The 12,729-nt window shown below is 68.3% G+C and carries 13 protein-coding genes; 9 read left to right on the top strand and 4 right to left on the bottom strand.

The window, feature by feature from the left end; translation table 11 throughout:
- The first annotated feature begins 33 nt into the window (after positions 1–33).
- The 7 genes from ACFQZV_RS12000 to ACFQZV_RS12030 are packed head-to-tail and all read left to right on the top strand — an operon-like array spanning position 34 to position 6,403.
- Positions 34–1,545, top strand: a complete 1,512-nt coding sequence (locus ACFQZV_RS12000) for an ABC transporter substrate-binding protein (RefSeq protein WP_378753131.1) — start codon at positions 34–36, stop codon at positions 1,543–1,545.
- Positions 1,542–2,492 (top strand): ABC transporter permease, encoded by a 951-nt coding sequence (locus tag ACFQZV_RS12005; protein WP_378753129.1) that lies wholly within the window; start codon positions 1,542–1,544, stop codon positions 2,490–2,492. The genes ACFQZV_RS12000 and ACFQZV_RS12005 overlap by 4 nt, the downstream gene beginning before the upstream one ends.
- Positions 2,489–3,391 carry an ABC transporter permease gene (locus ACFQZV_RS12010; protein WP_378753127.1) on the top strand — a complete coding sequence of 301 codons (903 nt, stop codon included), beginning with the start codon at positions 2,489–2,491 and terminating at the stop codon, positions 3,389–3,391. Before ACFQZV_RS12005 ends, ACFQZV_RS12010 begins: the two co-directional genes overlap by 4 nt.
- Positions 3,388–4,176: an ATP-binding cassette domain-containing protein gene (locus ACFQZV_RS12015; protein ID WP_378753125.1), complete on the top strand. Its 789-nt coding sequence runs from the start codon at positions 3,388–3,390 to the stop codon at positions 4,174–4,176. Before ACFQZV_RS12010 ends, ACFQZV_RS12015 begins: the two co-directional genes overlap by 4 nt.
- Entirely contained in the window at positions 4,173–4,973 is an 801-nt protein-coding gene (locus tag ACFQZV_RS12020) for an ABC transporter ATP-binding protein (protein WP_378753123.1), read from the top strand. The genes ACFQZV_RS12015 and ACFQZV_RS12020 overlap by 4 nt, the downstream gene beginning before the upstream one ends.
- Positions 4,974–5,007: 34 nt before the next feature.
- On the top strand, positions 5,008–6,075 hold the full coding sequence (locus ACFQZV_RS12025; protein ID WP_378753121.1) for a M4 family metallopeptidase: 1,068 nt from the start codon (positions 5,008–5,010) through the stop codon (positions 6,073–6,075).
- The gene (locus ACFQZV_RS12030; RefSeq protein ID WP_378783326.1) at positions 6,056–6,403 is read left to right on the top strand and encodes a protealysin inhibitor emfourin; all 348 of its coding nucleotides are present in this window, start codon (positions 6,056–6,058) and stop codon (positions 6,401–6,403) included. The genes ACFQZV_RS12025 and ACFQZV_RS12030 overlap by 20 nt, the downstream gene beginning before the upstream one ends.
- On the opposite strand, the gene ACFQZV_RS12035 is transcribed toward ACFQZV_RS12030, so the two are convergent.
- Positions 6,366–6,977, bottom strand: a complete 612-nt coding sequence (locus ACFQZV_RS12035; RefSeq protein ID WP_378753117.1) for a GNAT family N-acetyltransferase — start codon at positions 6,975–6,977, stop codon at positions 6,366–6,368. The two genes, ACFQZV_RS12030 and ACFQZV_RS12035, sit on opposite strands and share 38 nt — an antisense overlap.
- 28 nt (positions 6,978–7,005) lie before the next feature.
- Complete coding sequence (locus ACFQZV_RS12040; protein ID WP_378753115.1) at positions 7,006–7,704, bottom strand: uracil-DNA glycosylase; 699 nt, start codon at positions 7,702–7,704, stop codon at positions 7,006–7,008.
- Here ACFQZV_RS12040 and ACFQZV_RS12045 point away from each other — a divergent pair.
- Positions 7,703–9,262 (top strand): MFS transporter, encoded by a 1,560-nt coding sequence (locus ACFQZV_RS12045; RefSeq protein ID WP_378753113.1) that lies wholly within the window; start codon positions 7,703–7,705, stop codon positions 9,260–9,262. The two genes, ACFQZV_RS12040 and ACFQZV_RS12045, sit on opposite strands and share 2 nt — an antisense overlap.
- Positions 9,263–9,269: 7 nt before the next feature.
- On the opposite strand, the gene ACFQZV_RS12050 is transcribed toward ACFQZV_RS12045, so the two are convergent.
- Together ACFQZV_RS12050 and ACFQZV_RS12055 are read right to left on the bottom strand one after the other, a co-directional pair.
- Positions 9,270–10,130, bottom strand: coding sequence for a metal-dependent hydrolase (locus ACFQZV_RS12050; protein ID WP_378753111.1), 861 nt, complete (start codon positions 10,128–10,130; stop codon positions 9,270–9,272).
- Positions 10,127–10,915, bottom strand: a complete 789-nt coding sequence (locus tag ACFQZV_RS12055; RefSeq protein ID WP_378753109.1) for an SDR family oxidoreductase — start codon at positions 10,913–10,915, stop codon at positions 10,127–10,129. The genes ACFQZV_RS12050 and ACFQZV_RS12055 overlap by 4 nt, the downstream gene beginning before the upstream one ends.
- A 433-nt stretch (positions 10,916–11,348) precedes the next feature.
- Between ACFQZV_RS12055 and ACFQZV_RS12060 the strand changes: the two genes are divergently transcribed.
- On the top strand, positions 11,349–12,671 hold the full coding sequence (locus ACFQZV_RS12060; RefSeq protein WP_378753107.1) for a bifunctional o-acetylhomoserine/o-acetylserine sulfhydrylase: 1,323 nt from the start codon (positions 11,349–11,351) through the stop codon (positions 12,669–12,671).
- The last annotated feature ends 58 nt before the right edge of the window (positions 12,672–12,729 follow it).

Below are 12,729 nucleotides of genomic sequence, written 5' to 3' on the forward strand. Positions count from 1 at the left end.
CGCCGCAACGGATGCACCCGAAAGGACTCACACATGCACCGCCGTACTGCCCTCACCTTCGCCGCGTTCGCGGCATCCGGCGCGCTTCTGCTCACGTCCTGCGCCGCACCCGCACCGTCGCCGACCTCGACAGGTGGCCCGGCCGATCCCGACGCGTCGGTGGTGATCCGCCTCGTCCTCGAGCCGAGTAACCTCGACATCCGCAGCACCGCCGGCGCGGCTCTCGACCAGATCCTGATGGACAACGTCTACCAGGGGCTCGTGTCGCGGACTCCCGAACAGGACATCGTGCCGGCTCTCGCCGAGGAGTGGACGGTCTCACCCGACGGACTCGAGTACACCTTCACGGTGCGCGAGGGTGTGCTGTTCCACGACGGTCAGGAGCTCACCCCGCAGGACGTCGTGTGGTCGCTCCAGACCCGCAAGGACACCCCCGAATGGCGGGATGCGGGGAGACTCGCCAACATCGAGACGATCACCGCCGACGGGCAGAACGTCGTCCTCACCCTGAGCGAGCCCGACTCGAGCCTGCTGTGGAACCTCACCGGGCGTGCGGGCGTCATCCTCAAGGAGGGTGATGACATCGACTACCAGACCGCTGCCAACGGCACCGGGCCCTTCGCCTTCGACGCGTGGCGTCAGGGCGACAGCATCGTCTACACACGCTTCGACGACTACTGGGGCGACACCGCCGAGGTCGCCGAGGTCGTCTTCGACTACATTCCCGACAACCAAGCAGCACTGAACGCTGCGCTCGCCGGCGAGGTCGACGTCGTGACCGGGTTCGACGCGAACCTGCAGGAGCAGATCGAGGCGAACGGTGACTACGGCCTCGTCCTCGGCCAGTCCTCGGACAAGGGGACCTTGGCGTTCAACCAGTCCGAGGGAAGCCCGCTCGCCGATCAGCGGGTGCGCCAGGCGATCCGTCAGGCGATCGACCACGACGCGTTCATCGAGTCCCTCGCGTCGGGAACGACGCTGTATGGTCCGATCCCCGAGCTCGACCCCGGGTACGAAGACCTGTCCGAGGTGGCTCCCTTCGATCCCGCTGCCGCGCGCGAGCTGCTCGCCGAGGCCGGCGCCGAAGACCTCGAACTGACGCTGACCATTCCGAACTTCTACTCCACGACGATTCCGACGATCCTCGTGTCGAACCTCGACGAGGTGGGCATCACCCTCGAAGTGGAGCAAGTCGACTTCAACACGTGGCTCGAGGACGTGTACACCAACCGTGACTACGACCTCAGCTTCGTCCTGCACACCGAAGCCCGTGACTTCGAGAACTGGGCGAATCCCGACTACTACTTCACCTACGACAACCCGGAGGTGCAGGATCTGTTCGCACAGTCGATCGCCGCGGTCGACGAGGCAGAAGCGGCGGCGCTCCTCGCGGAGGCTGCCCGTATCGTCTCCGAGGACGCGGCCGCCGACTGGCTGTACAGCGGGGCATCGGTCGTGGCCGTGGGCACTAACATCACCGGTATGCCCTCGATCAACGTGAACGAGCGCCTCAACCTCGCCGAGATCGCCAAGAGCTCCGGGTGATCCGCTACGCGCTGACGCGACTGGCCTTGCTGCTGCTGGGCCTACTCGTCGCCAGCGTGCTGATCTTCGCGACACTGCGGGTCCTCCCCGGCGATGTCGCCCAGCTCATCGCGGGCATCAACAGCTCACCCGAGCAAGTCGCGGCGATCCGCGAACGCATGGGACTGGATCGTCCGCTTCCCGTGCAGTACGTCGACTGGATCGGCGGTGTGCTCTCGGGCGACCTCGGGTCGTCACTGGTCACGGGGTCCAGCGTGGCCTCCGAGCTGGCAGAGAAGTCCCAGGTGACGGTGCCGCTGGGCATCATGGCGCTCGTGATCGCTCTGCTGTTCAGTGTGCCCTTCGGCGTCCTCTCCGCGATGCGGCGGGGGCGCCCCGACGGCACCGCGCTGAGCGTCGGGGCGCAGACCCTCGCCGCCGTCCCCGTCGTGTGGGCCGGGATGATGCTGGTGGTGGTGTTCGCGGTGTGGCTCGGGTGGCTGCCGGCGCAAGGCTTTCCCCGCGCCGGGTGGGCTGATCCGTGGGCGGCGTTCCGCGCGCTGCTGCTCCCGGCGCTCACGATCGGAATCGTCGAAGGCGCGATGCTCATGCGTTTCGTGCGCAGCGCCACTCTGCAAGCGGTGGGACAGGACTTCGTCCGGACTGCGGCGGCGAAGGGACTCACCCGCAACGCCGCTCTGATCCGTCACGGCCTTCCTGTCGTTGGCCTCTCGGTCATCACCGTTCTCGGCCTGCAGGTCGCGGGGATCGTCGTGGGCGCTGTCGTCATCGAGCAGCTGTTCACGTTGCCCGGTGTGGGACGGATGCTGGTGGCCGATGTGCTGAGCCGGGATCTGCCGAAAGTGCAGGGCGAACTGCTCGTGCTCACCGGATTCGTGCTGATCATCGGCTTCCTGGTCGACCTCGCCCACCGGGCCATCGACCCTCGGCAGCGGGAGGCGTCATGACGCGTGCAACGCGACGGCGCCCTTCGTGGATCGCCCGTCTGTGGACCCTTTCCACGGGTCGCTTCGGCATGATCGTCGTCGCGGTGATCCTCCTCACCGCGGTCGTCTCCCTCTTCTGGACGCCATTCGACCCCCGCCGCGTCGACATCGCGATGAGGTGGACGGCGGCGGGCTGGCCGCACCTGTTCGGCACCGATGGCTCCGGTCGCGACATTCTGAGCATGCTCATGGCGGGCTCGCGCACCACTGTCTTCGTGGCGGTGGGGGCGGGAGTGGTCGCGACACTCATCGGGGTCTCGCTGGCAGCCCTCGGCGCCCTCACCGCGCGGTGGGTGCGCGAGTCTGTGGCCGTGTTCGTCGACATCCTCATCGCTTTTCCCGTGCTCATCATCGCGATGATGATCTCTGCGGTGTGGGGAGGGTCGATCTGGGTGGTGATCTGGTCGGTCGGCATCGGATTCGGCGTGAACATCGCTCGCGTCACCCGACCGGAGCTGCGCCGCGTGCTCCACAGCGACTTCGTCCTGGCCGGACGTGCGAGCGGCCTCACCCCCACACAGAACCTCGTACGTCACCTCTTCCCCAACGTCGCCCCCGTGTTCATCGTGCAGTTGTCGTGGGGCATGGCTGTCGCGATCCTCGCCGAAGCCGGCCTGTCCTACCTCGGTTTCGGCGCACCGGTGACGGAGCCGTCGTGGGGCGTGCTGCTGCGCGACCTCCAGCAGTACATCACCGTCTACCCGCTGTCGGTGATGTGGCCGGGGCTCGCGATCACCCTGACCGTGCTGGGGCTGAACCTGCTGGGCGACGGACTGCGCGAAGTCACCGATCCGACGCTCGGGCGGGGCGACTCCGCGAAGCGCGAAGCCCGCACCCATGTGCCGGAGGTGGTCGCGTGAGCCTGAGCGTGCGTGACCTCACCGTTGACATCGGCGGACGAAGGGTGGTCGACGGCATCTCGTTCGACGTGCCCGATGGTGCCCGCGTAGGGCTCATCGGCGAGTCGGGATCGGGTAAGTCGCTGACCGCGCTCGCGATCCTCGGACTGCTCCCCGATGGGGCCGAGTGCGGCGGATCCGTGACGTGGAACGGTCAGGAGTTGCTCGGGCTGCCCGATCGCGAACTCGCCCAGCTCCGCGGCGACGAGATCGGCATCGTCTTCCAAGAACCCCGAACCGCGCTCAACCCGATCCGCACCGTGGGAAGGCAGATCGCCGAGTCCATCCGCATCCACGAACGGACCTCGAAGAGGGATGCCGCCAGGCGGGCGGTCGCCGAAGCCGCCCGCGTGGCGCTCACGGATCCCGAGCGCATCGTCTCGCGGTACCCGCATCAGCTGTCGGGAGGTCAGCGCCAGCGTGTCGCCATCGCGATGGCGCTCGCCTGCCGCCCGCGGCTGCTGATCGCCGACGAGCCGACGACCGCGCTCGATGTCACCATCCAAGCCGAGATCCTCGATCTGCTGCTGTCGCTGGTCGACGATGACGGCATGTCCCTCGTCTTCATCACCCACGATCTGGCGGTGCTCTCACAGATCGCCACACACGGCGTCGTCCTCGAGGGCGGTCGTGTGATCGAAGAGGCCCCCGTGAGCACGCTTCTCACCGCCCCGTCCTCGCCCATCACCCAGGGTCTGCTCCGCGACGCGACGGCGACCCTGTGGCGACCCGGGGGTGACGCGTGAGCGACGACGTGCTGCTCTCGGGGCGCGGTCTGACCCGCCGGCATCCGCTCCCGCGCTCGACTCTGTTCGAACGCCGCGCTTTCACAACCGCGCTCGACGACGTCGACATCGACGTGCGCGACGGAACCTCGCTCGGGATCATCGGAGAGTCCGGCTCGGGCAAGTCCACGCTCGTGCGGCTGCTGCTCGGGCTGGACACGCCGACACGGGGCTCGGTGGAATTCGCAGGACGACCGGTGGATGCCAATGCCCGCGCACGGTCGCTTCACTGGTTGCGGCGAGCGACGGGAATGGTGTTCCAAGACCCCTACGCCTCGCTGGATCCGCGCATGACCGTCGGGCGCATCGTCGGCGAGCCCCTCTGGGCACTCGACATCGGCGGCGACCGGCCCGCGCGCGTGCGTGAAGTCCTGGAGGACGTCGGCCTGGACGCCGAGATGGCCGACCGCTTTCCGCACGAGTTCTCGGGCGGTCAGCGGCAGCGGATCGCCATCGCCCGCGCGATCGTGCACCGTCCGCGACTGCTCGTGGGCGACGAACCGCTGTCGGCGCTGGATGTGACCGTGCGCGCCCAGATCCTCGCACTGCTGCAGGAGCTGCGTGCCCGCGACGGCCTGTCCCTGGTGATGGTGTCGCACGACATCGGCATCGTCCAGAACCTCTGCGACGATGTCGTCGTGATGAAAGACGGCCGCGTCGTCGAAGAAGGCCCGACCGAGAAGGTGCTGCTGCAGCCGCAGGTGTCGTATACGCGCCGTTTGCTCGCCTCGATCCCCGTCATCGACCCGACGATCTGACCCGAATGTCGCGGGCGCGCACTACCCTCGGAGCATGAACGCCGCGATCGTCCCGCCCTACGTGCTGGCACGTATCGCCGCTGTGCAGGAGCCGGCCTGGTCGAAGGCCGCGCACGCCGCGCGAGCGACACTCTCCGCGCCGCGTGAGTACCGTCCTGATCGCTCGCGTCTGTTGCTCTCGGTCGATGACGGCGGAGCGCTCGTGGCCGAGACGGCACCCGGCGCCGATCGAGAGATCTCCGACGCCGAGAACCGCGAAGTCCTGCCCGGTGTGCGGGTGCGCAGCGAGGACGATCCCGCGACGGGCGATGTCTCGGTCGACGAGGCCTACGACGGGCTCGGCGCGACGTTCGATTTCTTGTGGGACGCCTTCGAACGCAATGGGCTCGACGGTGCCGGCGGCCGGCTGTTCGCCACCGTCCACTACGGACTCGACTACGACAATGCATTCTGGAACGGCGAACGTATGGTCTTCGGCGACGGCGACGGAGAGGTCTTCCGCGGGTTCACGCGATCGCTGACCGTCATCGCGCACGAACTCGCGCACGGCATCGTCGAGGCGTCGGGTGGATTGCTCTACCGCGACCAGTCTGGAGCGCTCAACGAGTCGATCGCGGATGTCTTCGGCGCTCTCACCGAACAGCACTTCCTCGGTCAGTCCGTCGACGAGGCATCGTGGCTCATCGGCGAGGGCATCTTCACCGACGCCGTCGAGGGCGTGGCGCTGCGTTCGCTCGCGGCCCCGGGCACGGCGTACGACGACGACGTCCTCGGACGCGATCCACAACCGGCGCACACGCGCGACTACGTCGTCACACCCGACGACAACGGCGGCGTGCACATCAACTCCGGCATCCCGAACAAAGCGTTCCATGCGGCGGCGATGACGCTGGGCGGCCACGCGTGGACGCGTGCCGGACTGATCTGGTACCGAACCTTGACCACGGGCAGCCTCTCTCCCCGGGCGACGTTCGTGGAGTTCGCGCGCGCGACGATCGAGGCGGCCGGCGCAGAGTACGGTGAGGGAGCAGAGGAGGCCACCGCCGTCCGCACCGCATGGGCGAGCGTCGGTGTCGACGTGGATGGACCACACCCAGCCTGACGAGATCAGTGTCGTCGTGACCCGCACGGGCGGGATCGCGGGAATCCGACGCGCGTGGCGCGCTGTACCCGGCCCCGAACAGGCGTCCGAGTTCGCGGCGCTGGTCGAGCGTTGTCCGTGGGATGACCCCCCGCGCGCCGACGAGGCGGGCGCGGATCGCTTCATGTGGGTGATCGCCGCGAACCTCCCCGGGTCCGCGCGTCAGGCCGAGCTACCCGAGAGCGGGGCGACCGGCGCGTGGCGCAGCCTCATCGACGCCGTGCGGGCGTGGGCATCCGAGCATCGAGAGCTCACCGGGCGAAAAGGCGACGCTTCTTCTTCGGATTGAGGGACTTCTGCATCGAGATCGTGCCGAGCGGTCGACCGAACTTGTAACCGACGCGTCCCATCCGCCCCACCTCGACGAAGCCCAACCGCTCGTGGAGGGCGACGGATGCCTCCGCCCCTTTGTCGCTGATGATCGCGACCATCTCGCGGATGCCGGCCGCCTCGCAGGCCGCGATCAGCGCCTCCAGCATGGCCCGGCCGAGCCCCTTGCCCGCGGCCGCCTGCCCGAGGTAGATCGTCGTCTCGACGCTGTAGCGGTACCCCGACTTCGCCGACATCGGCTGAACCAGCGCGTACCCGAGGACCTGTCCCGTCGGAGACTCCGCGACCAAGAACGGCAGCCCGAGACGCGCGAGATCGGCGCGCTTGTCCCGCCACTGTCCGAGCGCCCACTTCTTCTCGTCGAACGTCACCACCGAATTCGTGACGTAGTAGTTGTAGATCTCTCGTACATCGGGAAGGTCTGCGTCGGTCACCGGGCGGATCTCATACGAGAAGGGCCGCTCGGGTGTCGAACGCCGGCGCAGATGCCATGGCAGGCGACGGCGATCGCGCTCGTATTCTTCCTCCAGCACACCGCAAGCCTAGGCTCTCGGGTGGCCCCTACGTGTCGACGTCGACACGCCAATCGACCGGCGACGACCCCTGGCGGGCCAAGAGGTCGTTCGCGCGCGAGAACGGCCGGGACCCGAAGAAGCCACGACTCGCCGACAGCGGAGAGGGATGCGCGGACGCGATCACGGGTGTCTCACCCAGAAGCGGCGCGAGGTTCTGGGCATCCCTCCCCCACAGGATCGCGACGAGCGGCCTATCGCGCTCTGCGAGTGTGCGGATCGCGTGAGCGGTCACCGCTTCCCAGCCCCAGCCGCGGTGGGATGCCGGGTGCCCGGGCGTGACCGTCAGCACGCGGTTCAGAAGCATCACGCCCTGATCGCTCCACGCCGACAGGTCGCCGTGCGCGGCAGGGACGATACCGAGGTCGTCGTGAAGCTCCCGGTAGATGTTGGTGAGGCTGCGCGGCAACGGCCGCACGTCCTGGTCCACGGCGAAGGACAGCCCGATCGCGTGCCCGGGCGTCGGATACGGGTCTTGTCCGACGATGAGCACACGCACGTCGGCGAGCGGTCGCGAGAACGCGCGGAGCACACGGTCGCCCGGGGGAAGATATGCCCGACCCGCCGCGGTTTCCGCGCGCAGCCGGTCGCCGATGTCCGAGATGTTCCGCGCGACCGGCGCGAGGGCTTCGGCCCACCCGGTATCGATCATCCCGCGCTGGGCGAGCTCCTCCAACGATGCCGCCATGGTGTCGCCCTCTCCCGTCGTGTGCGTGACGTGGTGTGGATCCATCTTCGCGGGTTCCGCCGCCGCATCGTATGCTCGCTGGGTGACTCGAACCTTGCGCAATTCGGCACTCGGGATCACCGCGGCGCTGATCGGCTGGTTCATCCTGGTCGAACTCGTCAGCGGGATCCTCCAGGGCTACTACGTACCGCTCTTCAGCGACATCGTCATCCACCTGGGCATCCACGACTCGGACGTCAACTGGTTCGAAGCTGCACAGCTGCTCCTCTCGTCGATCGTCGTGCCCGTGCTGGCGAAGATCGGCGACATGTTCGGGCACAAGAAAGTGCTCCTCATCGCCACCGTGCTCACCGCGGGCGCCACATGGTGGGTCGCCTTCGCCGGCACCTTCGAGAGCTTCCTCATCGCCTGGGCTCTGCAAGGCTTCTACGTCGTGTGGCTCCCGCTCGAGATCGCCCTCGTGTTCGAGAGGGGACGCCGCCAGGCGCGCGGTACGTCGGCCACCCGCCGTGCGGCGGGCCTGCTCATCGTCGGGCTCCAGGCAGGCGCGATCATCGGCGCGCTCGCCGCCGGGCGCATCTTCGCCGCGACGGGCGAGAACCTCACGGTGACGCTCATGATCCCCGCGATCGCCGTGACCGCGGTGTTCTTCGTGATCCTCTTCGGAGTTCCCGAGTCCGAGCCGCTGCCCGATCGACGGCTGGACGCGTGGGGATTCGTCATCCTCACCCTGGGCCTGCTGCTGGTGACGACCGCGCTCACGTTCCTTCGGATGCCGGATCTGCCCAGCTGGCTCACGTGGGTGCTCCTGCCGCTCGGCATCGCCGTGCTGGTCGTTTTCGTGCGTTTCGAGCTCTCGCAAGATGACCCCGCGATCGATGTGCGGGTGTTCCGCCGCCCCGAGATGTGGCCGATCCAGACCACGGCGTTCCTTCTCGGCATCAGCGTCCTCGGCGCCCAGGCCCCGCTATCGACCTTCGTCGGCACCGACCCCGCGGTCGGCTACGGACTCGGTCTCGATGCCACCGAACGCTCCAACGTCATCGGCGCCTACCTGGTCTTCGTCATCCTCGGCGCGATAATCTTCTCGGTCACCTCCCGCAGCCTCCCCCCTCGCGTTCTCCTGATCGTCGGAGCCGCCCTGCTCGGCGTCGGTTATGCGCTCTTCCTGCCGTTCCACGACACCCTCCCGCAGGTGATCGTCAATATGGCGGTCGCCGGTGTCGGTTCCGGCGCACTGCTGGCCGCCCTGCCGGCAGCCGCCGCGGCCGCGGCCCCTCGAGGTCAGACCGGGGTCGCCTCCGCGCTCACGAACACCACCAAGACGATCGGCGGAACCTTCGCCTCCGCCGTCTTCGGCGTGGTTCTCGCAGCCGGCGTCGGGGCGGTCGCGAGCGACACTGCTGCATCCCTCGGTGGCTACATGGCGGTGTGGTCGATCTGCGCCGGAGGCGGCCTTCTCGCGGCAGTGCTGCTGTTCTTCGTCCCGAAGGTCGCCTTCGCCGACACCGAGACCGAGGAGCTCGAAGCCGCCGCCGGCGAATCGCAGATCGTCTGACGCGCGGTCAGACCGGCGTCGCGGTGGTGGTCATCACGAGTTCCACCGCTCCCGGGGACGACTCGACAGAGAGCGCGACGGTGATCTCGGCGAACTCAGCGAGCGAGTCGACGTGTGTCCCGCCGCAGGGAATGCGCACCTCGCCGTCGGCGAGGGCGCACACCCATGCCCGCCGATCCTCGAGAGCGGGACCGTCGACGTCCACTCGCACCGCCCCGCCCCGGGAGAGCCACGCGGTCAGGATGCTGTTCGCTCTCGCCGTCACCGCCTCGAGCTCGTCCAGCGCCTCGGGCGCGAAACCCTTGCGGCGCAGGGACTTGCCGATGCGGTAGACATCCCGCGATCCGTCCCGCAGGATCCGCGACTCCTGGATCGCGAGGGCATCGAAGGCGGGGCGCCCCCGGGCATCCGTCATCACGTCCTTGCGCCATGCATCGGCGAGCGCCTCATCGAGCGCGAGCGAGGCGAGGTGGCATGCCGTGTGGCCACGAGAGAGAGCGGCCCGATGCGCGGCATCCACCGTGACCGTGACGCGGTCGCCGACCGCCGGGGCCTCTTCTTCGATGAGGTGCACGACGAAGAACTCCCACCCGTCGGTGCCGGTGCGCACGGGCACCGCCGGTCCGAGAAAGACCTCGCCGTCGCTGCGTGCGCCGACGACAGCATCGACCACCGTCACCCGCCGACCGTCGGCGAACACGAGCTCGCCGCGGTCAGCCGGCTGATCCGGCCACGCTGTGTCGACCGGGTGGAATGCGGTCTCCGAGAGCACCACCGCCGTGCGTCCGCCTGCGGCATCCATCGTCTCGACGACGGTGCCGACGGACTGGGTCGCCCCAGCGGGATACGTCACCGTGGTGGCTGTCATCGCACGGACTCCTGGCGAACCCGAAGCGGCCCCCGGGCGAGCAGGTGCTGTGCCGACTGAGCGACCGGGCGCATGGTGACGAGGTCGAGGTTGACATGGCCCGGCGCGTCCAGCGCGTAGGCGATCACGTCGGCCACGTCGTGCGCGGTCAGGGGTTCGGGGACGTCTTCGTAGACGCGGTCGGCCGCAGCCTGATCACCGCCGAGCCTGTTGAGGGTGAACTCGGGCGTGTACACCATGCCCGGGGCGATCTCGGTGACGCGGATGGGCTCCCCGTTCAACTCCAGACGCAGCGCACGAACGAGCATCGACTCCCCCGCCTTCGCCGCGTTGTATCCGCTGCCTCCGCTGTAGGCGACTTGCGCGGCGGTCGACGTCACGAAGAGGGTGTCGGCATGACCGTCGGATGCCGCAGCCTCGCGCAGCTGAGGCATGAGCGCCGCGACGAGGCGCTGGGCCGACAGGACGTTCACCTCGAACATCCACTGCCAGTCGTCGGCGTCGCCGTCTTCGACTCGGTCGGTGCCGCGGGCACCACCGGCGACGTGCACGAGCGCGTGCAGAGGCCCGGACTCACCCAGCCACGCGGCCAGTGCTGACACGTCGGCGGGATCGGTCAGATCGGCGGCATACGCCACCACACCGATTTCTTCTTCGAGTTCGGCCAGGCGCGACGCGCGACGCGCGACCGCGACGACATCCCAGCCACGCTCGCGGAGGACCCGGGCCGCCGCCGCGCCGATCCCCGAACTCGCACCCGTCACAACCGCACGCCTGTTCGCCATGTCCTCCACGCTACCCGCCGCCGCGGGTCGTTCCGCCCCGGTCGAGCCGCGCCGCGCGGCGCGTTCGCGCACCCCACCGGTGCCTCCCCGTTGGGCGGTCGCCCCCGCCGGCGAACGCGCAACGCCGTGCCGTGGGCGCACCCACCCCGTTCGGTGGACGCACCCGTTCGGTGGACGCGCCCGACCTCGTTCAGTGGACGCGAACGTACAAGTGGACGCACCCGTTCAGTGAACGCACCCCACCCCGTTCAGTGGGCGCAAACGTACACCCAAAGGGTCGCTGCGCGTACAACTGCGACCACTGAACCCGCGGAGCGCGAGTTCTTTCGTTACGTAACATTTCCTTCGCGTTGTTGCGCGCCACCGCTGCTTCTACTCTCGGTCGTAGCCGCGGCATCCTCGAGCCGCCCCATCCGACCTTCAGGAGCCCACGATGTCCGCACCCGAGAACTGGCAGTTCGAAACCAAGCAGATTCACGCCGGAGCCGCCCCCGACCCCGTCACCAAGGCGCGCGCCACACCGATCTACCAGACCACGTCGTACGTGTTCGACAACGCCGACCATGCCGCGAACCTGTTCGCGCTGGCCGAATTCGGCAACATCTACACGCGCATCCAGAACCCGACCCAGGGCGTCGTCGAAGAGCGTATTGCAGCGCTCGAAGGCGGAACGGGCGCGCTTCTGGTGGCCAGCGGCCAGGCCGCCGAGACATTCGCGGTCCTCAACATCGCAGAGGCGGGCGATCACATCGTCTCGTCGTCGTCGATCTACGGCGGCACCTACAACCTCTTCAAGTACACACTCGCCAAGCTCGGCATCGAAACCACGTTCGTGGAGAACCAGGACGACCCCGAAGCCTGGCGCGCCGCCGTTCGCCCGAACACAAAGCTCTTCTTCGCCGAGACCATCGGCAACCCGAAGATCAACGTCCTCGACATCCGCACCGTCGCAGATGTCGCCCATGAGTCGGGCGTGCCGCTCATCGTCGACAACACGATCGCGACCCCATACCTCATCAAGCCGTTCGAGCACGGCGCCGACATCGTCATCCATTCGGCGACGAAGTTCCTCGGCGGACACGGCACAGTCATCGGCGGCGTCATCGTCGACGGAGGCAAGTTCGCCTGGTCCGAGAACGTCGAGAAGTTCCCCGGTCTCACCGAGCCTGACCCGTCGTACCACGGCGCGTCGTACACCACCGCCGTCGGCGACGGACTCGCGTACATCATCAAGGCGCGCGTGCAGTTGCTGCGTGACCTCGGCGCCGCGATCTCGCCGCAAAGCGCGTGGTTGCTGATCCAGGGCATCGAAACGCTGTCGCTGCGGATCGAGCGTCACGTGCAGAATGCGCAGGAGATCGCGGAGTGGCTCGAGAACCGGGACGATGTCGCATCCGTCAACTACTCGGGTCTGCCGACGTCGCCGTGGTACGCCGCCGCGAACGAGTACGCGCCGAAGGGCGTCGGTGCGGTGCTGTCGTTCGAGCTGAAAGGCGGCGTCGACGCCGGTCGCGAGTTCGTCAACTCCCTCTCGCTGTTCAGCCACCTGGCCAACATCGGTGACGTGCGGTCGCTCGTCATCCACCCGGCGTCGACGACGCATTCGCAGCTCACCCCCGAGCAGCAGCTCACGGCGGGCGTCACGCCCGGCCTCGTGCGCCTGTCGGTCGGGCTCGAGAACGTCGAGGACCTGAAGGCCGATCTCGCGCAGGCGCTCGCCGCCGCACGCAACGTCGCCGAGGCCGCTCGCGCCTGATCGCCCCCGCTGATGCCCCGGCCCGTGTGGGTCCGGGGCATCACGCGTTCTGGCGGCG

Origin of the sequence: Microbacterium koreense (assembly GCF_042677105.1) — a bacterium.
GTDB classification, from domain to species: Bacteria; Actinomycetota; Actinomycetes; order Actinomycetales; family Microbacteriaceae; genus Microbacterium; species Microbacterium koreense.

Coding starts and splice junctions, on each gene's coding strand:
- ACFQZV_RS12000 (WP_378753131.1), top strand. CDS start 34: ATGCACCGCCGTACTGCCCTCACCTTCGCCGCGTTCGCGGCATCCGGC.
- ACFQZV_RS12010 (WP_378753127.1), top strand. CDS start 2,489: ATGACGCGTGCAACGCGACGGCGCCCTTCGTGGATCGCCCGTCTGTGG.
- ACFQZV_RS12025 (WP_378753121.1), top strand. CDS start 5,008: ATGAACGCCGCGATCGTCCCGCCCTACGTGCTGGCACGTATCGCCGCT.
- ACFQZV_RS12030 (WP_378783326.1), top strand. CDS start 6,056: ATGGACCACACCCAGCCTGACGAGATCAGTGTCGTCGTGACCCGCACG.
- ACFQZV_RS12045 (WP_378753113.1), top strand. CDS start 7,703: ATGGTGTCGCCCTCTCCCGTCGTGTGCGTGACGTGGTGTGGATCCATC.
- ACFQZV_RS12040 (WP_378753115.1), bottom strand. CDS start 7,704: ATGGCGGCATCGTTGGAGGAGCTCGCCCAGCGCGGGATGATCGATACC.
- ACFQZV_RS12050 (WP_378753111.1), bottom strand. CDS start 10,130: ATGACAGCCACCACGGTGACGTATCCCGCTGGGGCGACCCAGTCCGTC.
- ACFQZV_RS12055 (WP_378753109.1), bottom strand. CDS start 10,915: ATGGCGAACAGGCGTGCGGTTGTGACGGGTGCGAGTTCGGGGATCGGC.
- ACFQZV_RS12060 (WP_378753107.1), top strand. CDS start 11,349: ATGTCCGCACCCGAGAACTGGCAGTTCGAAACCAAGCAGATTCACGCC.